The sequence below is a fragment of the Microbispora sp. NPDC004025 genome, assembly GCF_053604425.1.
In genome coordinates this window covers 293826-317279 of record NZ_JBSGHN010000002.1, presented here as the reverse complement: position 1 = coordinate 317279, position 23454 = coordinate 293826, and the positions used below count along the sequence as shown (strand labels likewise).

At 72.5% G+C, this 23454-nt stretch carries 22 protein-coding genes; 10 read left to right on the top strand and 12 right to left on the bottom strand.

Features of this window, described 5'->3' with window-relative positions; translation table 11 throughout:
* Positions 1 to 21 precede the first annotated feature (21 nt).
* From ACWEQG_RS05855 to ACWEQG_RS05840, 4 genes are all read right to left on the bottom strand, one after another.
* Positions 22 to 1593: a wax ester/triacylglycerol synthase family O-acyltransferase gene (locus ACWEQG_RS05855; protein ID WP_452282107.1), complete on the bottom strand. Its 1572-nt coding sequence runs from the start codon at positions 1591 to 1593 to the stop codon at positions 22 to 24.
* Between the two features lie 290 nt (positions 1594 to 1883).
* Positions 1884 to 3569 (bottom strand): DNA polymerase/3'-5' exonuclease PolX, encoded by a 1686-nt coding sequence (polX, locus tag ACWEQG_RS05850; protein WP_452282105.1) that lies wholly within the window; start codon positions 3567 to 3569, stop codon positions 1884 to 1886.
* Positions 3570 to 3574: 5 nt separating this feature from the next.
* A complete protein-coding gene (locus ACWEQG_RS05845) occupies positions 3575 to 4540 on the bottom strand; it encodes an alpha/beta hydrolase (RefSeq protein WP_452282103.1) in 966 nt (321 codons plus the stop codon).
* 10 nt (positions 4541 to 4550) lie between these two features.
* The gene (locus ACWEQG_RS05840) at positions 4551 to 5099 is read right to left on the bottom strand and encodes a GNAT family N-acetyltransferase (RefSeq protein ID WP_452282100.1); all 549 of its coding nucleotides are present in this window, start codon (positions 5097 to 5099) and stop codon (positions 4551 to 4553) included.
* 168 nt (positions 5100 to 5267) lie between these two features.
* Here ACWEQG_RS05840 and ACWEQG_RS05835 point away from each other — a divergent pair, with 168 nt between their 5' ends.
* Complete coding sequence (locus tag ACWEQG_RS05835) at positions 5268 to 6566, top strand: TIGR04013 family B12-binding domain/radical SAM domain-containing protein (protein WP_363465823.1); 1299 nt, start codon at positions 5268 to 5270, stop codon at positions 6564 to 6566.
* A 41-nt stretch (positions 6567 to 6607) separates the two neighbouring features.
* Here the strand turns inward: ACWEQG_RS05835 and ACWEQG_RS05830 are convergent, their stop codons facing one another.
* Positions 6608 to 7582, bottom strand: coding sequence for an aldo/keto reductase (locus ACWEQG_RS05830; RefSeq protein WP_452282099.1), 975 nt, complete (start codon positions 7580 to 7582; stop codon positions 6608 to 6610).
* Between the two features lie 53 nt (positions 7583 to 7635).
* On the bottom strand, positions 7636 to 7863 hold the full coding sequence (locus tag ACWEQG_RS05825; protein WP_452282097.1) for a hypothetical protein: 228 nt from the start codon (positions 7861 to 7863) through the stop codon (positions 7636 to 7638).
* A gap of 122 nt (positions 7864 to 7985) precedes the next feature.
* On the opposite strand from ACWEQG_RS05825, the gene ACWEQG_RS05820 reads away from it, so the two are divergent.
* Positions 7986 to 8759 carry a thioesterase family protein gene (locus ACWEQG_RS05820; protein WP_452282095.1) on the top strand — a complete coding sequence of 258 codons (774 nt, stop codon included), beginning with the start codon at positions 7986 to 7988 and terminating at the stop codon, positions 8757 to 8759.
* Between the two features lie 11 nt (positions 8760 to 8770).
* On the opposite strand, the gene ACWEQG_RS05815 is transcribed toward ACWEQG_RS05820, so the two are convergent.
* The 3 genes from ACWEQG_RS05815 to ACWEQG_RS05805 form a co-directional block, all read right to left on the bottom strand.
* Complete coding sequence (locus tag ACWEQG_RS05815) at positions 8771 to 10258, bottom strand: PQQ-dependent sugar dehydrogenase (protein ID WP_452282093.1); 1488 nt, start codon at positions 10256 to 10258, stop codon at positions 8771 to 8773.
* A gap of 115 nt (positions 10259 to 10373) precedes the next feature.
* Positions 10374 to 12128, bottom strand: coding sequence for a PQQ-dependent sugar dehydrogenase (locus tag ACWEQG_RS05810; protein WP_452282091.1), 1755 nt, complete (start codon positions 12126 to 12128; stop codon positions 10374 to 10376).
* A gap of 210 nt (positions 12129 to 12338) precedes the next feature.
* The gene (locus ACWEQG_RS05805; RefSeq protein ID WP_452282089.1) at positions 12339 to 12647 is read right to left on the bottom strand and encodes a spore germination protein GerW family protein; all 309 of its coding nucleotides are present in this window, start codon (positions 12645 to 12647) and stop codon (positions 12339 to 12341) included.
* 179 nt (positions 12648 to 12826) lie between these two features.
* On the opposite strand from ACWEQG_RS05805, the gene ACWEQG_RS05800 reads away from it, so the two are divergent.
* Both ACWEQG_RS05800 and gdhA read left to right on the top strand, forming a co-directional pair.
* Positions 12827 to 13759, top strand: coding sequence for a GNAT family N-acetyltransferase (locus ACWEQG_RS05800; protein ID WP_452282087.1), 933 nt, complete (start codon positions 12827 to 12829; stop codon positions 13757 to 13759).
* Positions 13760 to 13828: 69 nt separating this feature from the next.
* Complete coding sequence (gene gdhA / locus ACWEQG_RS05795) at positions 13829 to 15172, top strand: NADP-specific glutamate dehydrogenase (protein WP_452282085.1); 1344 nt, start codon at positions 13829 to 13831, stop codon at positions 15170 to 15172.
* Positions 15173 to 15187: 15 nt separating this feature from the next.
* On the opposite strand, the gene ACWEQG_RS05790 is transcribed toward gdhA, so the two are convergent.
* Positions 15188 to 16585, bottom strand: coding sequence for an MFS transporter (locus ACWEQG_RS05790; RefSeq protein ID WP_452282083.1), 1398 nt, complete (start codon positions 16583 to 16585; stop codon positions 15188 to 15190).
* A 102-nt stretch (positions 16586 to 16687) separates the two neighbouring features.
* On the opposite strand from ACWEQG_RS05790, the gene ACWEQG_RS05785 reads away from it, so the two are divergent.
* The 4 genes from ACWEQG_RS05785 (at position 16688) to ACWEQG_RS05770 (ending at position 19202) form a co-directional block, all read left to right on the top strand.
* Positions 16688 to 17575 (top strand): helix-turn-helix transcriptional regulator, encoded by an 888-nt coding sequence (locus ACWEQG_RS05785; RefSeq protein WP_452282081.1) that lies wholly within the window; start codon positions 16688 to 16690, stop codon positions 17573 to 17575.
* Positions 17576 to 17585: 10 nt separating this feature from the next.
* Complete coding sequence (locus tag ACWEQG_RS05780; RefSeq protein ID WP_452282079.1) at positions 17586 to 17957, top strand: VOC family protein; 372 nt, start codon at positions 17586 to 17588, stop codon at positions 17955 to 17957.
* Positions 17958 to 17991: 34 nt separating this feature from the next.
* Positions 17992 to 18354, top strand: coding sequence for a DUF2203 family protein (locus tag ACWEQG_RS05775; protein WP_452282077.1), 363 nt, complete (start codon positions 17992 to 17994; stop codon positions 18352 to 18354).
* Positions 18355 to 18680: 326 nt separating this feature from the next.
* Positions 18681 to 19202, top strand: a complete 522-nt coding sequence (locus ACWEQG_RS05770) for a GyrI-like domain-containing protein (RefSeq protein WP_452282075.1) — start codon at positions 18681 to 18683, stop codon at positions 19200 to 19202.
* A 136-nt stretch (positions 19203 to 19338) separates the two neighbouring features.
* Here the strand turns inward: ACWEQG_RS05770 and ACWEQG_RS05765 are convergent, their stop codons facing one another.
* Both ACWEQG_RS05765 and ACWEQG_RS05760 read right to left on the bottom strand, forming a co-directional pair.
* The gene (locus ACWEQG_RS05765; RefSeq protein ID WP_452282073.1) at positions 19339 to 20109 is read right to left on the bottom strand and encodes an SDR family NAD(P)-dependent oxidoreductase; all 771 of its coding nucleotides are present in this window, start codon (positions 20107 to 20109) and stop codon (positions 19339 to 19341) included.
* A gap of 280 nt (positions 20110 to 20389) precedes the next feature.
* Positions 20390 to 21265 (bottom strand): sirohydrochlorin chelatase, encoded by an 876-nt coding sequence (locus ACWEQG_RS05760; protein ID WP_363465784.1) that lies wholly within the window; start codon positions 21263 to 21265, stop codon positions 20390 to 20392.
* Between the two features lie 213 nt (positions 21266 to 21478).
* On the opposite strand from ACWEQG_RS05760, the gene ACWEQG_RS05755 reads away from it, so the two are divergent.
* Together ACWEQG_RS05755 and ACWEQG_RS05750 are read left to right on the top strand one after the other, a co-directional pair.
* Entirely contained in the window at positions 21479 to 22528 is a 1050-nt protein-coding gene (locus ACWEQG_RS05755) for a LacI family DNA-binding transcriptional regulator (RefSeq protein WP_452282071.1), read from the top strand.
* The gene (locus tag ACWEQG_RS05750) at positions 22525 to 23454 is read left to right on the top strand and encodes a carbohydrate ABC transporter permease (protein WP_452282069.1); all 930 of its coding nucleotides are present in this window, start codon (positions 22525 to 22527) and stop codon (positions 23452 to 23454) included. The genes ACWEQG_RS05755 and ACWEQG_RS05750 overlap by 4 nt, the downstream gene beginning before the upstream one ends.

The window sequence follows — 23454 nt, the reverse complement described above, 5'->3', positions numbered from 1 at the left end:
GGCCACACCGTCGCCCGGTGGTCAGGCGGGCACCATCTCCTGCGACTCCTCCCGCTGGTCGCGGGGCCGTGCGGGCGCGGCGTCCTCGCCGTGGGCCGTGTCCTCGCCGTGGGCCGCGTCGTGCGGGGAGTCGTCGAGCAGGGCCAGGAGCTCGTCCATCGCCTCGCGCAGGTGGCCGACGACGCTCCAGACGTCGGGCAGCCGGGTGGGACAGGCGACGACGCCGATGTCCAGGCGGCCGTCGTAGGACGCGCAGGTGACGCTGAGCCCTCCGGTGGCGTCGGTGACCACCGACAGCGGGTGGTAGGACAGCATCCGGGCGCCGCAGAGATACAACGGCACGCGGGGACCGGGCACGTTCGACACGATGAGGTTGACTCCCGCCCCCGCGACGCCCGCGAGGCGGAACACCACCGGCGTGGCCAGCGCCGCGAAGGCGTTCGGCAGCATCGCGCACACGTCGTCCAGCCACGTGCGGTGGGACACGGCGAAGCGCCGCTTGGCGGCGGCCAGCGCGGCGCGTACGGCCGTCAGCCGCTCACGCGGGCAGGCGACGTCTGTGGCCAGCGGCGTGACCATCGCCGAGATGCGGTTGCCGACCCGCCCCTGCGCCGCCTCGCCGGACGACCCGCCGGAGTGAGGGCGCAACGCCACCGGCACGGCGGCCACCAGCGGCCGGTCGGGCAGCGCGTCGTGGGCGATCAGCCATCGCCGCAGCGCCGAGGCGCACAGCGTCATCACCACGTCGTTCGGGCCCATGCCGAAGGCCCTGGCCACCCGCCTGACCTCCGCCAGCGGCACGGAGCCGAAGGCGACCTCCCGCGTGCCGGAGATCGGGCCGTTGAAGGGCGTGCGCGGCGCGACCAGCGGCCGCGTCTCGGGCAGCGGGCGCGAATCGCCCGCGAGCGCGCGGGCGGCCTGGGCCACGAGCCGGGCGTCGGGCAGCGCCGCGACCACCGGGATCGCGTCCAGGTCCGCGGCGGCACGGGCGAGCGAGCACAGCGTCTCAACCGGCTGGACGATCGATCGGGCGACCGCCCCGGCGAGCATCGTGAGCAGGCTGGGCGGCACCGGCGGCGCCGGGGCGGGAGGCGCGTCCACCCTGCGCGGCAGCGGCGACGGATCGAGCAGTGCGGTCAGGATCTCCGAACCCGACACGCCGTCGATCGCGCAGTGGTGCACCTTGATGTAGAGGGCGCAGCGGCCGCCGGCCAGGCCGTGGACGAGGTGCGCCTCCCACAGCGGCCGGCCGCGGTCGAGCCGCCGCGCGTGGACGCCCGCCACGTACGCCGCCAGCTCCCGCTCCCCGCCCGGCGCCGGAAGGGTGGCCTCGTGCACGTGCGCGTCGAGGTCCACGTCCGGGTCGTCGAGCCAGTACGGCCGGTCGAGCCCGAAGGGCACGTCGGCCAGCCGCATCCGCAGCGGCGGGGCGAGATGCAGCCGCTCGCGCAGCAGGGCGAGCAGCGCCTCCCTGGTCAGCGTGCCGGACGGCGAGGTCGACGGGTCGAGCACGGCGACACCCGCCACATGGGCCGCGGTCGTCGCCGACTCCACGCTCAGGAACTGCGCGTCGAGTGCCGTCAACTGGCGCATCTCGTCATCCTTCCGCTCACGCCGCCCGGTCCACCGCCGCCCCGCCGCCGGTCGTCGCGCGGTTCCGGTCCGCCCGGTCGTCGCCGGCCGGCGGTCCTCGCACCCTCGGCGAGCCCCCCGGCGCAGGGCGATCACCGTCCCCGCACCGCGACCATCATCGCCGCGCGGAGTTACCGGCGCATTTCTCCCACGTGCCGCCCGGGGATGTTCAGGCGCGCCCGTGACCTGCGCGAGGAAATCGGGCTCCGCGAGCGGGCGGCCGGGGCGCCGGGGAGGCGGTGGGGCGCCGGTCAGGCCCTGCGTAGGTGGGCCAGCAGGCGGTCGACGGGCCAGGTGTTGACCACGTCGTCCGGGGTGAGCCAGGCCCGCTGTGCGATGCCCACGCCGAACCGCTGGTGGGCCAGGTGCGGGATGGCGTGGGAGTCGCTGTCGATCGAGAACTTCACGCCGTGGTGGCGCGCGAGCCGCACGAGATCGGAGGGCAGGTCGGCGCGGTCGGGGTAGGAGTCGATCTCCATGATCGTGCCGGTCCTGGCGGCGGCGCGGAACACCGCCTCCCAGTCCGCGTCCACCGCCGGCCGCTTGCCGATCTTCCGGGTCGTGGGGTGACCGATGACGTGGACGTGGGGGTTCTCGCACGCCGCGATGAAGCGGCGGGTCATCTCCTCCCGCGACTGGGTGAAGTGCGAGTGCACCGACGCGACGCAGACGTCGAACCCGGCCAGCACCTCGGCCGGCCAGTCGACCGAGCCGTCCGGGGCGATGTTCAGCTCGCTGCCGTGCAGCAGCCGCATGTCCGGATAGCTCTTCTGCAGCTCGGCGATGCGGGCGCGCTGGGCGAGTGCCTTGTCGAGGGTCATCCGCTGCATGACCAGGTCGGGCGCGTGGTCGGTCACCGCGTAGTAGGAGTAGCCGCGCACCGCGGCGGCGGCGACCATGTCCTCCAGCGAGGCGATCCCGTCGGTCAGGTCGGTGTGCGTGTGCAGGTCGCCCCGCAGGTCGTGCAGCTCGACCAGGCGCGGCAGCTCGCCGCGCAGCGCGGCCTCCACCTCGCCGCCGTCCTCGCGCAGCGCGGGAGGCACCCACCGCATGCCGAGCGCCTGGTAGATCTCCTCCTCGGTCTCGGAGGCGATGAGGCGGTCGCCGTCGAACAGGCCGTACTCCGACAGCTTCCAGCCTTTCTTGACCGCCATCTCCCGGATGCGGACGTTGTGCTCCTTGCTGCCGGTGAAGTAGACCATCGCGGCGCCCCACGACTCGGCGGGGATCAGCCGCAGGTCGACCTGGAGGCCGCGGTCGGTCCTGACCGAGGTCTTCCGCTCGCCCCTCGCGATGACTTCGGTGACGTACGGCTGCCGCGCGAACAGCTCCATCAGGGCGGGGTCGCCCACAGCGAGGATGTCGATGTCGCCGATCGTCTCGCTCATCCGGCGCAGTGACCCGGCGAAGGCGATCCGGTCGGCGGGCAGCGAGGCGATGACCCGCTCGGCCAGATCGGTGGCGACGCCGAGGTGGACCCGGTCACCCGAGCGCTCCATGTGCTCGATGCCCTTGAGCAGGTTCTCCTCGGTCTTGGCGCCGAAGCCGCGCAGGCCGTTCAGGCGGCCGGCCCGGATCGCCTCGGCCAGCGCGGCGGGGGAGTCGATGCCGAGCTCCTGGAACAGGAACAGCGCCTTCTTCGGGCCGAGCGAGGGGATCCGGGTCAGTGCGCGCACCCCCTCGGGCACCCGGCCGCGCAGGTCGTCGAGCTGGCGGAAGCTGCCACGCTCGAGGAACTCCTCCATCTTCTTGGCGATCGCCTCGCCCACGCCGGGGATCGACCGCAGAGTCTCCTTGGTGAGATCCTCGGGAAACCCCGCGATGGACTTGGCCGCCCTCTGGTAGCTGCGCACGCGGAAGGCGTCCCCGCCGTTCAGTGCGAAGAGCTCGGCATACTCCTGCAGCGCGGCAGCCGCCTCGTCATTGGCCCGTCCCATGCGTCTCAGGGTAGAAGAAGCGGGAGCGCGCGTTCGAACGAACGCATCCAGTACGGCCAGGTGTGGGTGCCGTTTCCGTAGAAATCCGTCGTCACCTTCACCCCGGCCTTCCGCGCGGCCCTGGCGAAGTTCAGGTTCTGCCGCATGATCGAGGCCTCGGTGCGATCGGTCGATGCGCCGTCCTGACGGCCTGGGTCCAGCGGGCCGGGCTCGCCGTCGCCGGAGGACGCGTAGAGGCGCACGCCCTTCAGCCGCCCGGCGAGGTCGGCGGGATTGTGCTCCGGCCAGGCGCTCGGGTCGCCCCACAGGTCCTCGGTGTCCACGCCGTTGTCCGCCATGAACGACCGGTATCCGGGGACGTCGTCGCGAATGTCGAGCACCCCGGAGAACGACGCCGCGGCCTCGAACACACCCGGATGCCGGGCGGCGTAGACGAACGCGCCGTATCCGCCCATGGAGAAGCCGGCCACCGCGCGGCGCGTGCCGGCGCCGTACCGCGGCTCGACCAGGCGGGGCACCTCGGTCATGTGGAACGTCTCCCAGCCGGGGCCGTCGCGCCAGTCGGCGTACCAGCCCATCGAACCGCCCTCGGGAACGATGACGACGGCGTCGAGGCGGGCGGTCAGCCGGGCCGTCTCACCCGTCCTGAGCCAGTCCCAGGCGCCGCCGGCGCAGCAGCCGTGCAGCAGGTACAGCACGCGCCAGCCGGTGGAACCCGGCTTCCAGCCGGCGGGCTTCAGCACCCACACCGAGCGCAGCCCGCCCGTGGCCGGAGACTCGATCACGAGCTTGTCCGTCCGCCCGTCCACGGCCTCCTGCGAGACGACCTTGGCCTCCTGGGGGACGACCTTGGCCGAAGCCGCGGCCGGGGACCGGACGGGCGGCGCGGCGGACCCGGCGGCGCCCTGGCAGCCGGTCACCAGGACGACGAGCGCGAGCCACGACAGGATCTTCTTCACGGTGAGCTGCATCTCACACCGATCACCCGCCGTCAACCCGGGAGAAGGGTTCCGCGTACGCGAAGCGCCCGCGCGGCGGCGGGACCGGCCCGTCGAACACCCGGACCTGGAAGAACTTCCCCCACTCCGGCTCGGGGGCCGTCACACCGTGCGTCTGCGAGTGCTCGAAGCCGAAGCGCGAGTAGTAGGCGGGGTCGCCGAGCAGCGCGACCAGCGGCTCGCCGAGCGCCTCGGCCGCGCCGAGCACGGCGTGCACGAGCGCCGAGCCCACGCCCCGCCGCTGATGGGCGGGGTGCACGGCCAGCGGGCCGAGCCCGAGCACGGGCACGGCCCCCACGCGGGCCCTCGTGCACACGACGTGACCCGCGATCCCGCCGTCCGGCGCCGGCGCGACGAGCGACAGCTCCGGCAGCCAGCCGGGATCGGCGCGCAGCTCGTCGAGCAACGTCGCCTCGACCGGCAGCCCGTCCGGCCGGCCCGGGTCCCGGGCCGCCTGGTAAGGGGCGAAGGCGGCGGCGACCACCGCGCGGACGGCCTCGACGTCGCCGGGGTTCTCCCGTCGGATCAGCATCCGGCCAGCCTGCCGCCCGGCCTCCCCGGCGGGCAACGGATTAAGGAGGGTGTCCCGCCCCCGGGGCCGTTCCCTCCCTGGGGGTGCGCGGGAGTGCCGGAACGGGACATCCCCGGCCGATCCCGCGCGGTGCGGGGGGAGGCGGGCGATGGCATTACCCTGCCTGGGGTGAGCCTCGATGTGTCCGTGGTGGTCCGCTACCGCAAGGCCGTGACGTACGGCGTGAACGCGCTGCTCGGCGCGCTGGAGACCGCGAAGGCGGAGTGCGATCTGCGGCTCGGGACCACTCCCGAGGAGACCGCGGCGCACATCGCGGGCAGCTCCGCGGAGCGGGTCCTGGTCCTCTGGTCGTTCTACTCGCCGGACGCCGAGGCGATGGCCGCCGAACTGGCCGCCGTGCGCGCCCTCGCCGACGATCCCAGGGTCCTGCACATCGCCGGCGGAGTGCACGCCACCGCCGAGCCGCAGCAGGTCCTCGACGCCGGCTGGGACCTCGCCGCGATCGGCGAGGGCGAACCGACGATCGTCGCGCTGGTCGAGGCGCTGCGCGCGGACCGGCCGCTCACCACCGTGCCCGGGCTGGCGGTGCGCGACGCCGACGGCGTGGCGCTGCGCACGCCGCCGGCCCCGCAGCTGCCGCTGGACGCCTTCCCGTCATTCCCCGACCGGCGCCGCCATTTCGGGCCGATCGAGATCACGCGGGGCTGTGCCTACACGTGCCGCTTCTGCCAGACGCCCTTCATGTTCGGCGGCAGGTTCCGGCACCGCGGCGTGGACAGCGTGCGCGAGCACGTCCGCCGGATGGCCGCCCACGGCCTGCGCGACGTCCGCTTCATCACCCCCACCTCCCTCTCGTACGGCACGCAGGGGCCGGAGCCGGCGCTGGACGCCGTGGAGGAGCTGCTGGCGGGAGTGAAGGAGGAGCTGCCCGCGAACGGGCGGGTGTTCTTCGGCAGCTTCCCCTCCGAGATCCGCCCTGAGCACGTGACACCCGAGGCGATGCGGCTGCTCAAGCGCTACGTGGCGAACGACAACATCATCATCGGGGCGCAGTCGGGCTCCGACCGCGTGCTCGCCGCGGCCGGGCGCGGCCACGGCAGCGAGCCGGTGCGTGACGCGGTGCGCATCGCCGTGGAGCACGGCTTCCGCCCGAACGTCGACTTCATCTTCGGGCTGCCCGGCGAGACGCCGGAGGACCAGGACGCCTCCCTGCGGCTCGCCGCCGACCTCGCCGATCTCGGCGCGCGCATCCACACCCACACGTTCATGCCGCTGCCCGGCACGCCGTGGCGGGACGCCGAGCCCGCGTTCATCCCGCTGGACACGATGCGCGAGCTGGACCGGCTCGCGCAGCGCGGCGACGCCTACGGGCACTGGCGCAAGCAGGCCGAGCACGCGGCGCGGCTGGCCGAGACGGCCAAGGCCTACCCGCGCCGCGCCCGGCGACGCCGTACGACCGACGGCTGACGCGGCGGGCCGCGCGAGCCGTGGCCCGCGCGGTCAGGGCGTCAGAACTGCTGCGGCCGGGTCTGGTACGGCTCCTCCAGGTAGGCGATCTCCTTGTCGGTGAGCGCGAGGTCCACGGCGGCGAGCGCGTCGTCCACGTGGTGGCCCTTTGTGGCACCGATGATGGGGGCCACGACGGCGGGCTTGGCCAGCAGCCACGCGAGGGCGACGGTCGCGGGGGAGACGTCGCGCTCGGCGGCGGTCCGCGCCACCCGCTCGAGGATCGCCTCGTCGGCGGGCCCGCCGTACAGCTGCTCCTGCCGGGCGCCGTCGCCGACCTGCCGCGTCGTGTCGGCCGGCTTGCCCGCGCGGGCGAGCAGGCCGCGGGCGAGCGGGCTCCACGGGATCAGTCCCACACCCTGGTCGAGGCACAGCGGGATCATCTCCCGCTCCTCCTCGCGGTGCAGCAGGTTGTAGTGGTCCTGCATGCTGACGAAGCGGGTCCAGCCGTTCCTGTCCGCGGCGTGCTGGGCCTTGGCGAACTGCCACGCCCACATGCTGGAGGCGCCGATGTAGCGGGCCTTGCCGGCCCGGACGATGTCGTGGAGGGCCTCCATCGTCTCCTCGATCGGCGTCTCGTCGTCCCACCGGTGGATCTGGTACAGGTCGACGTAGTCGGTGCCGAGGCGGGCGAGCGAGGCGTCGATGGCCGACATGACGTGCTTGCGGGACAGGCCGTAGTCGTTCCTGCCCTCGCCCATGGGGAAGTAGACCTTGGTGGCCAGCACGTAGTCGTCGCGCCGGGGGAAGATCTCGCGCAGCAGCCGTCCGGTGACCTCCTCGCTGACGCCTCCCGAATACACGTCGGCGGTGTCGAAGAAGGTGACGCCACCCTCGGCCGCCTTGCGCACGATGGGCTCGGCGTGCTCCTCGTCCAGAACCCAGCCGCCCCACTTGGCCGGCTCGCCGTAGCTCATCATGCCCAGGCAGATCCTGCTGACCTTCAGACCGGTGGTGCCAAGTCGTCGATACTCCATGGCAGCACCCTATTCATGCCAAACCGCCGGCGGAGCGGCGACCTGCGGAGGTTCTACTTGTCCTCGGCGGTCTCCTTGGCCTCGGGGTGGTCGAGCACCAGGTCGTACGTCGTGGGGAACAGCTGCCGGAAGGCGGTGTCCGTGCCCTGGACACCGGACTCCAGCACGACCTTGCCCTGACGGGTCACATCCCTCACCTGGTCGACCGTGTACTCGTGCACATTCTGGGTGGGCTCGCGCGTGATCTCGGGCGACCGCACGATCTCCGGTTCCTCCGGCACGGTGCTCTCCATTCGTCGTACGTGCTCTGCGACGTTCCGCTCATTTCCGAGTATCGGGAAAATTCCCGCCGGACGCGCGGATCGGATGGGCGGCCGGGCCCGCGACTCTAGAATCTTGTTCCATGGCGATGTACGTCCCCCTCGGTCAGGGCCGGTACCAGGCGACGGAGCACACCCAGGGGCCGTGGGACCCGCGGCATCAGCACATGGGGCCGGTCACCGCGCTGCTGGTGCACGAGATCGCCCGCGTTCCCAGCCGGTTCCCCGGGCTTCCGGCGGCCCGGCTGGCGGTGGACGTGTTCGCGCCCGTCCCGGTCGCCGAGGTGGAGGTGCGCGCCGAGATGATCAGGGACGGCAGGCGCGTGCAGTGCCTCGGCGCCTCCGTCACCTCCGGCGGGCGCGAGCTGGTCAGGGCGGCCGCGTGGCGCATCAGGGAAGCCGGCAGCCCGGCGAGCGAGGCGGCGCCGCCGCCCGCGCCGGTCCCCCCGCCCACCCCCGGCGACGCGGAGTCCTGGATCGCCCGGGGTTTCGGGTACGGCAGGGCCACGGACTGGCGGTTCGTCAAGGGCTCCCCGGACGAGGCCGGGCCCGCCGTGGCGTGGGGCAGGACGCGGGTGCCGCTGGTCGAGGGCGAGCAGACCACGCCGCTGGAACGGCTCGCGATGTTCGCCGACAGCGGCAACGGCATCAGCAACGTCCTGGACTTCGACGCCTACCTGTTCGCCAACGTCGACCTCACCATCTCGCTGTTCCGCGCCCCCGAAGGAGAGTGGATCTGCCTGGACGCGGCCACGACGATCGGTCCACGGGGACGCGGGCTCACCCGCACCACGCTGTTCGACCAGGCCGGCGAGGTCGGCACGGCCACGCAGACCCTCTTCGTCGGGCCGCGCTGACCCGGCGGGCGTCAGGCGGCCGTGCAGGTGACGGGCGCCGGCGTCCCGTTGGCGCCGCCGGACCAGCTCGCGGTGAAACCGGCCGTCGTCGACGCGTTCGGCGCGAGCGTGCCGTTCCAGGACTCGTTGGTGACGGTGATCGTGGCCCCCGACTGGGTATAGCGCCCGCCCCACATCTGGGTGATGCGCTGGCCGTTGGGGAAGGTGAGGGTGACGGTCCACGACGACGTCGCCACGGTGCCCGTGTTGCGCACCGTCAACTCGCCCTGGAAGCCGCCCTGCCACTGGTTGACCACGCGGTACGCCGCGGAGCACGCGCGCGGACCGGCCGACGGCGACGCGCCTGGGGAGGGCGAGCGGGTGGGGGAGGGCGAGGGGCTCGGCGACGCCGAGGGCGACGGTGGGGGGCTGGCCGACGGTGACGGGCCGCCCGCCGGCGGCACGCGGATGATCCGGTCGTCGTCCGCGGCCGGGGTCCCCCTGCCGTCACGGTTGCTCGTCGCCACCCAGAGCCATCCGTCGGGCCCGACCGCCGCGGCACGCAGGCGGCCGTACGTCCCCTGGAACTCGGGCACCGGAGTGCCGGTCCTGCCCGCGTTCACCGGCACCGCCCACAGCCGCGTCCCGCGCAGTGCGGCGGCGAAGAGCGTCCCGTTGGCGTAGGCGAGGCCGCTGGGCGACGCCTCCGCCGTGCTCCACGTCACGAGGGGGTTGGTGTAGCGCGAGTCGCTGCATACGCCTTCGCAGACCGGCCAGCCGTAGTTGCGGCCCGGCTGGATGTGGTTGATCTCGTCCCAGGTGTTCTGGCCGAACTCCGTGGCGTACAGCCGGCCGCTCTCGTCCCAGGCGAGCCCCTGCACGTTGCGATGGCCGTAGCTGTAGACGCGGGAGCCGGCGATCGGATTGTCCTGCGGGACCGCGCCGTCGGGCGTCATACGCAGGATCTTGCCGCCTGGGCTGTTCAGGTCCTGCGCGTTGGCGGAGTTCCCCGCGTCTCCCGTGGCGACGTACAGCATGCCGTCGGGGCCGAACGCTATGCGCCCGCCGTTGTGGAACTGGGCGCGGGGGATACCGGTGAGGATCGGCTGCTGGGTCTGCGGCGCGTTCAGCCGGAACCGGACCACCCGGTTGTCGGAGGCGGAGCTGAAGTACGCGTAGACCCACCGGTCCGCGGCGTACGCCGGGGAGACCGCGATGCCGAGCAGGCCGGCCTCGCCCCCCGGCGAGACGTTCGGGACGGTGGCCACCCGTACGGGCGCGGACCCGGGACGCACCTGCGCGATGGTCGCGGTGTCGCGTTCGGAGACGAGCGCGCTGCCGTCGGGAAGGAAGGCCATTCCCCAGGGCACCCGCAGGCCCGTCGTGGCGGCCTGTGCCCGGGTGAAGTCGAACCCGCCGGTCGCCGCGCCCGCCGCGGTGGGCCGGGCGGCGACGAGCGCGGTGGAGGCGAGCACCGCGCTGAGGGTGGTCGCGAGTGCCACGGCGAGACGCTTGGACATCGAAGGCTCCAGGTCGAGATGTGGGTGTGCGGCTCATACCCCGTCGAACGCGTCCGCCGCGCCCGGTCCCGGCCGTACGCGCGGTCGGGGCCGGGGGCGGCGGGACGGACAGGAGTCATCTGGCCGTGCAGGTGATGGGCGACGGCGTCTCCACAGCGCTGCCGGACCAGCCGATCGCGAACGTCACCGTCACCGAGGCGCCCGGCGGCAGCAGGCCGTTCTGGGTGATGGTCACCGTGGAGCCCGGGGGGTTGGAGCCGTTCCACTGCACGTAGTTCAGACCGTTGGGGACCTTGAAGGTGACCGTCCACGAGGTGATGGGCACCGTTCCCGTGTTTCGCACCGTCAGTTCGCCCCAGGGAGCTGCCGCCATCGAGAGGTGGAACCGGATCGTCGCTTCGCAGGAGCGCGTGACCACGAAGGACGGGCTGGGCGACGGTGACGGGCTCGGTGACGGGCTCGGTGACGGGCTCGGTGACGGCGACGGGCTGGGGGACGGAGACGGTGAGGGGCTCGGCGTCGGAGAGGGGCACGGTGATGCGCTGGGGGAGGGCGAGGGGCTGGGGGACGGTGAAGGGCTGGGGGAGGGCGGCAGGGAGGGACTGAGCGAAGGGGAGGGGTCGGCGGAGGCCGACGGGCTGGGGGACGCCGAAGGGCTGGGAGACGGCGACGGGCTCGGCGACGGGCTCGGTGAAGGACTGGACGCGGGGGAGGGGCACGGTGCGGAGCCGCCCGGTGAGGAGCCTCCCGGCGACGAGGGCGACGGGCCGGCCGACGGCGAGGTTCCCGGGCCGGACGGTCCGATGGGCGGGATCCGGACGATGAGGTCGTCGCCGGGGCCCACCGTCCCCCTGCCGTCGCGGTTGCTCGTCGCCGCCCAGAGCCAGCCGTCCGGGCCGACCGCCACGGTGCGCAGCCGGCCCAGCCTTTCCTGCAGCTCGGCCACCGGAGCGCCGGTCCTGTTGCCACCGCTGACCGGCACCGTCCACAGGCGCTTGCCGCCGAGGGCCGCGGCGAAGAGCGTGCTGTTGGCGTACGCCAGGCCGCTGGGCGACGCCTCGGCCGAGCTCCAGGTCACCAGGGGGTTGGCGACGTTCGAACTGCCGCACATGCCCTCGCAGGCGGGCCAGCCGTAGTTGAGACCCGGCCGAATGTGGTTGATCTCGTCCGTGGAGTTCTGGCCGAACTCCGTGGCGTACAGCCGGCCGGCCTCGTCCCAGGCGAGCCCCTGGACGTTGCTGTGGCCGTAGCTGTAGACCGGAGAGCCGGCGAACGGGTTGGTCACGGGGACCGCGCCGTCGCGTGTGATGCGCAGGATCTTGCCGCCGAGAGGCGAGCTCTGGGCGATGGAGGGGTAGCCGGCGTCGCCCGTGGCGACGTACAGCATGCCGTCGGGGCCGAACGCGATGCGCCCGCCGTTGCGGGACTGGCCCCGGGGGATTCCGGTGAGGATCGGCTGCTGGGTCTGCGGGGCGCCTAGCCGGAACCGGACCACCCGGTTGTCGGAGGCGGTGCTGATGTACGCGTAGACCACCTGGTCCTGCGTGAACGTGGGAGACAGCGCGATGCCGAGCAGGCCGCCCTCGCCCCCCGGCGTGACGTTCGGGACGGTGGCCACCCGTACGGGCGGAGAGCCGGGACGCACCTGGGCGATGGTCGCGGTGTCGCGTTCGGAGACGAGGGCGCTGCCGTCGGGGAGGAAGGCCATTCCCCAGGGCACCCGCAGGCCCGTCGTGGCGACCTGCACCCGGGTGAAGTCGAACCCGCCGGTCAGCGCGTCCGCGGCGCCGGGCCGGGTCACGACGAGCGCCACGGCGGCGATCACGGCGCAAAGGACGATGGACAGTGCCTCGGACAATCGCGTGCGCATCACATGCTCCCGGGGCGGGACGGTGGCTACCGGCTCACCGCCATCGAAAGCGCCCGCCGTGCCCGAAGCAATCGACCGGCCGACACCCGCTCATCGACCTGCGCGTACATCCGCCGGCCGGGTCCGGCGCGGGAAACTTTCACGGCCCCGCGGCCAGCCGGCCGCCCGGCGGCGGGTCAGCGGGCGTGGCGGGTCAGCGGGCGTGGCGGGTCAGCGGGCGTGGCGGGTCACTGCGTACACGACAAGGGCGAGGCCCGCGAGGATCTGGCCGCCCAGGATGACCCGGTTGAGGTCCAAGGCCGGTCGCCAATGCACGTCGTCGTCCTTGAGGACGAACATCCCGACCGGCCTGTTGACGACGCCGCCGCCTCCTCCGCGGGCCTCGCCGCCCTTCTCCGGGCTGCGGCCGAAGCCGCCCCCCGCGCGCACCGCCACCACGGGGATGAACGTCACGCCGTCCTTCTCGTACGGCTCGCCGAAGACACGCTGGCCGGTCAGCTTCCTGAGTAGTTGTTCCATGCGGCCGATTCTTCAGGATCTGCGCGAAGTACGCTCAGCCGAGCCTCCACCACGGCCGGGGACGCGTGTCATCCCCTCATCGCCTATCGCGGCGTGCTCGACGGACCTGGAGCGGGCGCGGAGACGCCGCCAACTCCTCGGCAAGCCGCCCACAAGTCGTGATGCGTACAAACAGTGGCATGAACGACTACGACATCCGGCGGCCGGCGCCCGCCGACGCGGCGGCGATTCACGAGGTGGTCGCCGAGCACGACATCGAAGTGACCGGCAAGCCCGACTGGACGCTCGACGACGTCGCCGACACCCTCGGAGAGCTGGACCTGGAGCGCGACAGCTGGGTGGTCCGCTCGGGCGGGCGGCTCGTCGGCTGGGGCTATGCCAGGCGCAAGGGTGACAGCGACAACGTGGACATCGACGTGCAGGCGCGGGAGCCCGGCGCGGCCGCGCTGCTGTGGGATCTGGCGCTCGGCCGCGCCGGCGACCTCGCCCGCGAGGCCGGGCACGACCACGCGGTGGTGGACGTCAGCGTCTACGAGCAGGACTCGGTCATGCGCGAGGCCGCCAAGGAGCGCGGCTTCGCGCCCGCGACCAGCTTCCACCGCATGCGGACCGACCACGCCGGCGTACGGCCCGCCTTCCTGCCCGGGGTCACGGTCGAGGCGGGCTCGCCCGAGGGCGAGGAGGTGCTGCGCGCGGCGCACGCCGTCCAGCAGGAGGGCTTCGCCGAGCACTTCGGGTTCGTGCCGAGGACGTTCGAGGAGTGGGCCGAGGAGATGGAGGCGTCCAGCGCGAACGACTGGACGCAACTGCTGCTGGCCCGCGTCCACGGCGAGCCCGCGGCGATGCTGCTCGGCACCAACCACTTCGTGCCCGACGAGAACTGCGGCTACGTCCGCACGCTCGCGGTGCGGCCCGCCTTCCGCGGGCGCGGCCTCGGCCGGCTGCTGCTCACGCGGGCCTTCGAGGCCGACGAGCGGCGCGGGCGGGTGGGCACGATCCTGCACGTGGACAGCAACAACACGACTCCGGCGCTCGGCCTGTACCGGTCGGTCGGCATGCGCCCCGTGCTCGTCATCGACGTCTGGCGGGCCCTCGTCCGTCCCGGATCTTGAGACCGCGTTGCTCACAACCCGGATGCCTCTACTGTGAGATAGGGAGAAAACAGACAGCAAGGAGAGTTGATGCTGCACGAGAGGCTCGAGGCGGTCTACGACAACGTCCTGCGCCGCAATGCGGGTGAGACGGAGTTCCACCAGGCCGTACGCGAGGTGCTGGAGAGCATCGGCCCCGTCCTCGGCAAGCACCCCGAGTACGCGGAGCAGAAGATCATCGAGCGGATCTTCGAGCCGGAACGGCAGATCATCTTCCGGGTGCCCTGGGAGGACGACCAGGGCGAGGTGCACATCAACCGTGGTTTCCGGGTCGAGTTCAACAGCGCGCTCGGGCCGTACAAGGGCGGGCTGCGCTTCCACCCCTCGGTCTACCTCGGCATCATCAAGTTCCTTGCCGTCGAGCAGATCTTCAAGAACAGCCTGACCGGCCTGCCGATCGGCGCGGGCAAGGGCGGCGCGGACTTCGACCCGAAGGGCCGCTCCGACCGGGAGATCATGCGCTTCTGCCAGAGCTTCATGACCGAGCTGTACCGGCACATCGGCGAGTACACCGACGTGCCCGCGGGAGACATCGGCGTCGGCGGCCGGGAGATCGGCTACCTGTTCGGCCAGTACAAGCGCATCACGAACCGGTACGAGTCCGGCGTGATCACCGGCAAGGGGCTGGCCTACGGCGGCGCCCAGGTCCGCACCGAGGCCACCGGCTACGGCTGCGCGTTCTTCGTGGAGGAGATGCTCAAGGCGCGGGGCACGTCGTTCGACGGCAAGCGGACGGTCGTCTCGGGCTCGGGCAACGTCGCCATCTACGCCATCGAGAAGGTGAACGAGCTGGGCGGCGTCGTCGTGGCCTGCTCCGACTCCTCCGGCTACGTGGTGGACGAGAAGGGCATCGACCTCGACCTCCTCAAGCAGATCAAGGAGGTCGAGCGACGCCGCCTCAGCGCGTACGCCGAGCGCCGGGGCTCCGGGGCGGCGTACGTGGCCGGGCGCAGCGTGTGGGAGGTGCCCTGCGAGGTGGCGCTGCCGTCGGCGACGCAGAACGAGATCACCGGCAAGGACGCCGAGGCGCTGGTGCGGGGCGGGTGCGTCGCGGTCGGCGAGGGCGCCAACATGCCCACCATGCCCGAGGGCATCCGGGTGTTCCGCGAGGCCGGGGTGGCCTTCGGCCCCGGCAAGGCCGCCAACGCGGGCGGCGTGGCCACCAGCGCCCTGGAGATGCAGCAGAACGCCAGCCGAGACTCGTGGACGTTCGAGTTCTCCGAGCGGCGGCTCCAGGAGATCATGAGCGACATCCACGCCCGCTGCCTGGAGACCGCCGACGCGTACGGCATGCCGGGCGACTACGTGGCCGGCGCCAACATCGACGGCTTCCGGCGGGTGGCGGACGCCATGCTCGCCCTCGGCCTCATCTGAGCGCCCACGTAACGCTCATCGGCCGCCCCGGCGGGTGCGAAGGAGAGGCAGCGCGCACCCGCCCGCGGCCAGCGAGACCGCGGCGAGCGCCAGCGACGTCACCGCTGCGGCGTGCGCGGACGGGGCGAGGCCGAGGAACAGCGTGCCGAAGACGGCCACGCCGACCACCTGGCCGAGCTGGAGCATCATCGCCAGCAGGCCGCTGGCGTCGGCCGCGTCGGCGGGCGCGACCCGGGCCAGCGCCACCGCCATGAGCGGGCTGAACGTGCCCGCCATGCCGGCCCCGATGGCCGCGAAAGCGACCTCCAGCAGCGGCTCGCCGTGGCCCCCGCCGGCCAGCGCCGCCGCCAGGGCGAGCTCGCCCGCGGCGGTGACGACGGCGGATGTGACGATCATCGGCCGGTGCAGGCGGGCCGGCAGCCGCTTCCAGTTCAGGCTGGTGAGCCCGAAAGCGGCGGCCGCGGGGATGAACAGGCAGCCCGCCCGCAGGGCGCTGTCGCCGAGGCCGCCCTGCAGGTGGAGGGCCATGGCGAACAGCCAGCCGCCGTACGCCGCCATGACGAGGAAGACGCCCGACGCGGCGGCGGCCACCCCGGGGGCGCGCAGCAGGCGGCCGGGGACGAGCGGATGGGCCGCGCGCCGCTCCACGAGCAGGAACGCGCAGAACGCGAGCACCGCCGATCCCATGGAGATCCACCCCCACAGCGGCCAGTTCTCCTCGTGGCCGAGCACGAGCGGCACGACCAGCAGGCAGACGGACAGCGACAGCGTGACCAGGCCGGGCACGTCGAGCCGCTGCTCGCGCCGCACGTGGGCGGCGGGCAGCGTACGGGCGCCGGCGACCAGGAGCACGAGGCCGACAGGCACGTTGACCAGGAAGACCGGCCGCCAGGCCGTGCCGAACAGGTCGGCGGTCACCAGCAGCCCGCCGAGCACCTGCCCGACGACCGCGCCGACCGAGATGACCGTGGCGTAGACGCCGAGCGCGCGTCCCCGGGCCGCGCCGTCGAAGGTGACCTGGATCAGGCTGAGCACCTGGGGCACCATCAGGGCGGCTCCCGCGCCCTGCACCAGCCGGAAGGCGATCAGCACGCCGATCGAGGGGGCGAGCCCGCACATCAGCGACGCGGCCGTGAACACCACGAGCCCGGTGAGGAACAGCCGCCGGTAGCCGAGCAGCCCTCCGAGGCGTGCCCCGGTGATCAGCAGTATCGCGTACGCCACGGTGTAGCCGGAGACGACGAGCTGCAGCCCGGAGCCGGTGGCTCCGAGGTCGGCGCGCATCGTGGGCGCGGCGACGTTGACGATGGTGGCGTCGAGGACGGCCATGAACTGCCCCGCCAGGATGACGGTGAGCAGCAGGGCCGGCGAGGTCCGCCGCGCGACCGGCGCGCGGGTGGTGACAGTGGTCATGGCGGCAACGATGCGGCCGCCGCGATACCGGTGCCGAGAGCCTGCGGATACTGGTAGCGACACCACCTGGCAACGCGCGGGCGCACCCGCCAGGATGGAGAGGTGACGACGGGGACCCGCACCAGGCACACCAGGCGTGAGGAGCTCGCCGCCTTCCTGCGCAGCAGGCGCGAGCGGATCCGGCCCGAGGACGTCGGGCTGCCGCCCGGGCTGCGCCGCCGTACGCCGGGGCTGCGGCGGGAGGAGGTCGCCCAGCTCGCCGGCGTGGGCGTGACCTGGTACACCTGGCTGGAGCAGGGCCGTCCCATCAACGCGTCGGTGCAGGTGCTGGACGCGATCGCCCGCACGCTGCGGCTGGACGCGGCCGAGCGGGAGCATCTCTACCGGCTGGCCGATCTGCCGGAGGTCGCCGGTCCCGGCGACTCCGGGGACGGGCTCGACGCCGAGGTGCACACGATCCTGCGCCGGCTCGATCCGCTGCCCGCCTGCGTCTACAACGGCCGCTACGACCTGCTCGCCTGGAACGCCGCGTACGGCACGATCTTCGCGTCCGTGGTCGGCCGGCCCAGGCTCGAACGCAACGTCCTGTGGCGGGTGTTCACGATGCCGGGCTGCTGCTGCCCGCTGGTGAACAAGGAGGAGGAGCTTTCCCAGATGGTCGCCACCCTGCGGGCCGCCTTCGGCAGGCACGTGGGGGAGCCGGTGTGGACGAACTTCGTCACCCGGCTGTCGGCGGCCAGCCCCGACTTCGCCCGGATGTGGGCGACGCACGACGTGGCCAGGCCGGGGGCGCGGATGAAGCTGTTCCAGCACTCCTCGGTGGGGCTGATCAGGATGACGTCCACCAGCTTGGCGCTGGCGGCGCCGCCGGAGACCCGCATCGTGGTCTACACGCCGACGGACGACGAGAGCCGCGGCCGCATCGAATGGCTGCTGGCCCACCCGGAGGCCGCCCACTGCCCGGTGCATGGCGACCCCGTCCACGGGTAAAGGCGCGGTCATGGCCTGTCGTATCAGTGAACTCGTCGTCGACTGCCACGACCCCGAGCGGCTCGCCGCCTTCTGGAGCGAGGTGCTGGGTTTCGAGGTGATCGAGCGCAAGGACGACTGGGTGGAGATCGGCCCGCCGGGCATCGGTTTCGGCGGTCTCCAGCCGACGCTCATCTTCCAGTCGGTGCCCGAGCCCAAGCGGGACAAGCTGCGCCTGCATATCGACGTCAACCCCACCGACCGTGACCAGGAGGCCGAGCTGGAGCGCCTGCTGAAGCTCGGCGCCGTGCCGGCCGACGTGGGCCAGACCGGTGAGGAGGACTGGCACGTGCTGGCCGACCCGGAGGGCAACGAGTTCTGCCTGCTGCGCCGCCGCCTGTGAGCCTCGCGGGGGCCGATGCGGTAGCGTCCGGAGAGTGGCGAGGATCTTCACGGTCGACGAGGCCGAATCGCTGATGCCGGTGGTGCTCCAGCACGCCCGGGAGTTCATCGCCGTACGTGCCGACCTGGCCGAGCTCACCCACGACCTGCGGCACGCGGGCGCCTCACCCCTCGGCGGCCTGCCGGAGGCCAAGGGCCTGGAGGCGCGGATGGACGAGATCCTGAGCTGGTTCGACGCCGAGGAGATCGAGATCAAGGGCGTCGCCCCGCTGCTCGTCGACTTCCCCGCCGTGCTCGGCGGCGTGTCCGTACGGCTGTGCTGGCTGGAGGGGGAGACCGCACTGGGCTGGTATCACCGCAGTGACCTCGGTTTCCCCGGCCGCCGCCCGCTGTCCTGATCTCGCGGCCGCCGCCGCCACTGCCCTGACGACCTGGTCCGTCCGCGGCGGACAGGAGCGGGCGCGGGCCGGTACGGAGGGGGAGAAACGGCTGGACTCTCCCACACTGGGAGACCTCATGCTGGGGGCGTGAACGAGGAACCGCCGCCGATCGGGCGGTTCGCCAGGCTCGATCGAGCATCGGACAGCGGCGGCACTACGCCGAGCTCGGCCTGCCGGTGTCCGGGTACGTGGACGAGCACACCGGATGTCGGTGGTCACTACCGGCGCGAGGCGCTGCCGGCCGGGCTGCCGCGCTCGCTCGACGTCCCACACTGGAGGAGCTTATGACACCGCAATTGGTCCACTACGGCCCCGTCACCTGCCTCAACGTCACAGGCATGGGCGAACCCGGCGGTGCCGAGCATGTCTCGGCCATCGGCGCCCTCCACGCTGTGGCCTCCGTCATGGGCGGCCCCGCAGGGCCGCTGGAGGGTCGCTGGTGGGTGGAGGATGTCTCCAGGCCGCCACTGGAGGTGCCGCGCGATCAGTGGCGATGGCATCTGCTGTTGCCGCTGCCCGACGTACCCGAATCGGGGGTGGTCGAGGCGGCACGCGAGCGGGCACGTGCGTCCGGCGCGGCCGTCGATCGCGTCCAGGTGGTCACCTTCACGGAGGGCGAGTGTGTCGAGTTGCTCCACGAGGGGCCCTACAGCGAGGAGAAGGCGTCGCTCGACGTGCTGGAGGCCTTCATGTCCGAGCACGGTCTGCTGCGCAACGGGCTGCACCATGAGATCTACCTGACCGATTTCACCGATCCTCAGCCCAAGACGATGCTCAGGCAGCCGGTGACGCGCGCCGCCGGCTGATCGGCGGCCGGCCCCCGTCGAGCGGGAGGACGCCCCGCCGCCGGTCGCAAGCCCGCACGCGTACCGGGACGGGGCGTCGCGGGTGCGGGGCGCGGTGCTGTGCGGCCGACGCGTCGCCCACTTCGAGTTCACGTCGTCACGGTGGCATGCGATAACCCGCGTCGAGCCTGGGACTGGCTGCGTTGAAATATCTGTTCTCGACGATGTGAGCGGCGAACGCCGCGAATTCGTCCGGAGTCCCGAGCCGGCGAGGATTGAGGAACTGTTTGATCCCCTCCGCCTTTGTCTCCTCGTCGGCGTAGTCGTCGACCATCGGGGTGTCGAAGCCGCCGGGGACGATGGTGTTGACGCGTATTCCCCGCCCGGCGAACTCCCGGGCGGCGGGCAGGGTCATGCCTTCGACGGCGGCCTTCGTCGCGGCGTATCCCACCAATCCGATGGTTCCTTCGTGGGCGGCGACGGAGGAGGTGTTGATGATGACTCCCCGCTCGCCGTCCTCGTCGGGCGCGTTGCCCAGCATCACGGCCGCCGCGTGGCTCATGACGGTGAAGGTGCCGATGAGGTTCGTGCTCACGAGCCGGGTCAGCACGGTCGTGTCGCTGGGCCGTCCGGTGTCGGTGACGAGGATGACGGGCGCGAGGATGCCGGCGGTGTTGACGTTTATGTCGATCGTTCCGAACCTGTCCAGGGTGGCGGCCACTACGGCGGCGACCGCTTCGGCATCGCCTATGTCGGCGCCGATCCCGAGGGCGTTCTCGCCGAGGTCGCCGGCGATCTGGGCGGCGAGCGCGCCGCGCCGGCCGACGATGACGACGTTCGCGCCCCGAGCGGAGAAATGTCGTGCGACTCCCGCACCGAGCCCTGAGGTGCCACCGGCGACGAGGACTGTCTTGCCGCGAATGTCCATGAACTACCTTCCGGAGCAGGTCGATGGCACGTTTCACGGCTGTGCGCCGTCTCAGGCATCCCCCACAGTTTGTGCGTAGCCGGGGGCTCCGGATATGCATGCAGTGGTCTTCTTCGGTCGACCCCCGGGAAGCAATTCCTTTCCCGCCGGGAAGGCTCTTAATTTTTTTGGGGTAACCGTTAAGGCCGCCGCGCCGAATTCACTATGGTCGAAACGGCGATTTCGTCGTCGGTGAATCGCCCCGCACGCGCGGCGGGGCTTGGCATGCCGGACACGACCTTCAGTCGGACAGGTCGTCGAAGCCCTCGATCTCGCCGAAGGCGGCGCCGTACCGGACACACACCATGCGGGCCACCGACTCGTGCGCGCCGAGCGGCTCGGCGCACCCGGCGCCGATCGACTCGGCGGCCGTCGTGATCCGGTCAGGGTCGGCCTCGGGCCCGATGACGTACGGCACCATGGCCAGCCGGTTGGCGCCGATGTTGCGCAGGCGCTCGGCGGCGTCGCGCACGCTCGGCTGGCCGTCCAGCGCGGCGGGGACGACCGGGAGCGTCAGGCGGGCGGCCAGCAGGACGGCCGTCGCGTCGGCCCCGCGGGCGGCCTCGTCGCCCCCGGCGGTCGCGACGATGATCCCGTCGACGGGGGAGGAGACGTTGAACAGGCGCATCCGGTCGGCGCGGGCCAGGCCCGCCTCGGCCAGGCGCACGTGCAGGGCCTCGGCCAGCAGCGGGTGCGGGCCGAGCGGATCGGTGATCTTCACCGCGGCCTCGCTCTGCGTCACGGCCTCCCGGACGGCGCGCAGCACGCGCGGATGAGGCCCGGTGACGAGCGGGACGACGACCGCGGCCGGTCCGTCGGAGGGCCGCTGCGCGGCGATGGAGGCGAACTCCTTGGTGAGGTCGCCGCCGCCGTCGGCCAGCGAGACGATGCGAAGGTCGATCTGCGGGTTGTCGATCCTGACGATGGAGGCGACCTCCATGGCCACGTCCCCGTTCGGGCCCACCGGGTCACCGGCCCTGCCCGGCACCGCGAGGACCAGGGCGGGCGCGTCGGGCGGCAGGTCGGCGGGGAGCGGTCGGCGGTGGCGGCCGGTCCCGGGCCGAGGAGAGCGCTCCCTGATGGGGAGCTTCGGGGGGTCCTCGTGACCTTCGTTCACATCGGCGGATTCTAGGGCGAATCTGGCCGAAGAGCAGAACCAACGCGCGGCTTGTTGCGTCTTGGTGATCTAGGCGGTTTACATCTTCGTTACTTGACGCTCCCCGCGGGGGCGGGTTTGATATGGACTCATCCGGCCGTAAACGTTTACCGATGGCTCACGTTACTGGCTGGTAAACGATTACAGGACACTCTCTTCCAAGTGAGGTGGCCGGTGACCGAGGGTCCCACGATCACCACGATCGCGCAACGCGCCGGTGTGTCGATCGCCTCGGTGTCCCGGGTGCTCAACGGGCTTCCGACGCGTGAGGACACCGTGCGGCGCGTCATGCGCGCGGCCGACGAGCTCGGCTACGTGCCCAACTCGGTCGCCCGCTCGCTCCGCAACCGCCGCACCGACCAGGTCGCCTTCGCGATGGCCGACATCGGCAACCCGGTCTACGTGGCGATGGTGCGCGAGATCCAGCCGGTGCTGAAGGATGCCGGCTACCGGCTCCTCATCCACTCCACCGACGGTGACGCCGAGGACGAGCTCGGCGTGCTGCGCGGGCTGCGCGAGCGCTACGTGGACGGCCTCATCATCAGCCCGCTGCGGGGCGTGACCGAGGAGCACGTGCGGGCCATCGTCGCCGCGCGCGCCCCCGTCGTCGTCATCGGCGCGTTACCGGAAGGCATGCCGGAGGGCGCGCCGGTCGACAACGTGCGGACCGACTCCAGGACGGGCGTCCGGCTCGCGCTCGACCACCTGTACGCCATCGGCAGGAGACGTGTCGGCTTCCTCAACGGCCCGCTCGACACCGTCCCCGGCGCCGCCCGCGCCGCCGCCTACCGGGAGGCCCTGGAGGCGCTGGGCCTGCCGTACGACGAGGACCTGGTCGAGGTGGGCGACTTCTACCGCGACAGCGGCGCCCGCGCCGCGCGGGCGCTGCTGGCGCGCGCGCCCGGCCTGGACGCGCTGATGTGCGCCAACGACCTCATCGCGCTCGGCGCCCTCGACGTGCTGCGCGAGCACGGCCGGGACGTCCCCGGCGACGTGGCGGTGGTGGGGATGGACGACACCGACCTCGCCTCGGTGACCTGGCCGACGCTCACCAGCGTCTCGCTCGGCTCGGCCGAGCGCGGCAGGGCGGCGGCCACGCTGCTGCTCGACCGGCTGCAGAACGGCCCCCGCGAGCCGCAGGTGACGGTCGTGCGGCCGAGTCTCACCATCCGCGGCTCGACCGCTGTTCCCGGTCCGCCCGGCACCGCCGGGGACGGCCGGTGACCGCGCTCGCCGAGCGGCCGCACGGCGGGTCCCAGGGCCGGTCTCGGGGCGGCTCACAGGGCGGCCCACAGGGCGGCCGGCGGTCCCGGGGGGCGCTGGCGCTGATGCTGCCCGCGCTGGTGCCGGTGCTGGTGTTCAGCGTGGGCCCGCTGGTCTACGGCATCCTGCTGGCCTTCACCGACGCGCGGTCCGGCCGCAACACCGAGACCTCGTTCGTCGGCCTGGAGAACTTCGCCGAGCTGCTGTCGGACGGCGACTTCTGGGAGTCGTTCCGCATCGGCCTGGTCTGGGGCCTGTCGGTGACCGTGCTGCAGTTCCTCGCCTCACTGGGGCTCGCGCTGCTGCTCAACCAGGATCTGCGTCTGCGCGGCGTCGCCCGGGTGCTGGCGGTCGTGCCGTGGGCCATGCCGCCGGTGGTGATCGGTCTGATGTGGCGGCTGGTGTACCACCCGGACGCGGGCCTGCTCAACGGCCTGTTCGGCACGCGCGTCGACTGGCTGCACGACTTCTCCCTCGCGCTGCCCGCCGTGATCGTGGTCGGGGTCTGGACCGGCATGCCGCAGACCACGGTCGTGCTGCTCGCCGGCCTGCAGAACGTGCCCAGGGAGCTGTACGAGGCGGTCAGCGTGGACGGCGCGGGCGCCTGGCGGCGCTTCTGGAACGTCACGCTGCCGCAGCTGCGGCCGGTGATCGTGGCCATCACCTCGCTCGACTTCGTGTGGAACATCAACCAGTTCAGCCTGGTCTACGTGCTCACCCAGGGCGGGCCCGGCGGGCGGACGAGGCTGCCCATGCTGTTCGCGTACGAGGAGGCGTTCCGGTACGGCTTCTTCGGCTACGCCGCGACGCTCGGCGTGGCGATCACGATCGTCGTGCTGGCGGTGCTGGGCCTCTATCTGTGGCGGCAGGCGCGGGAGGCGGCCTGA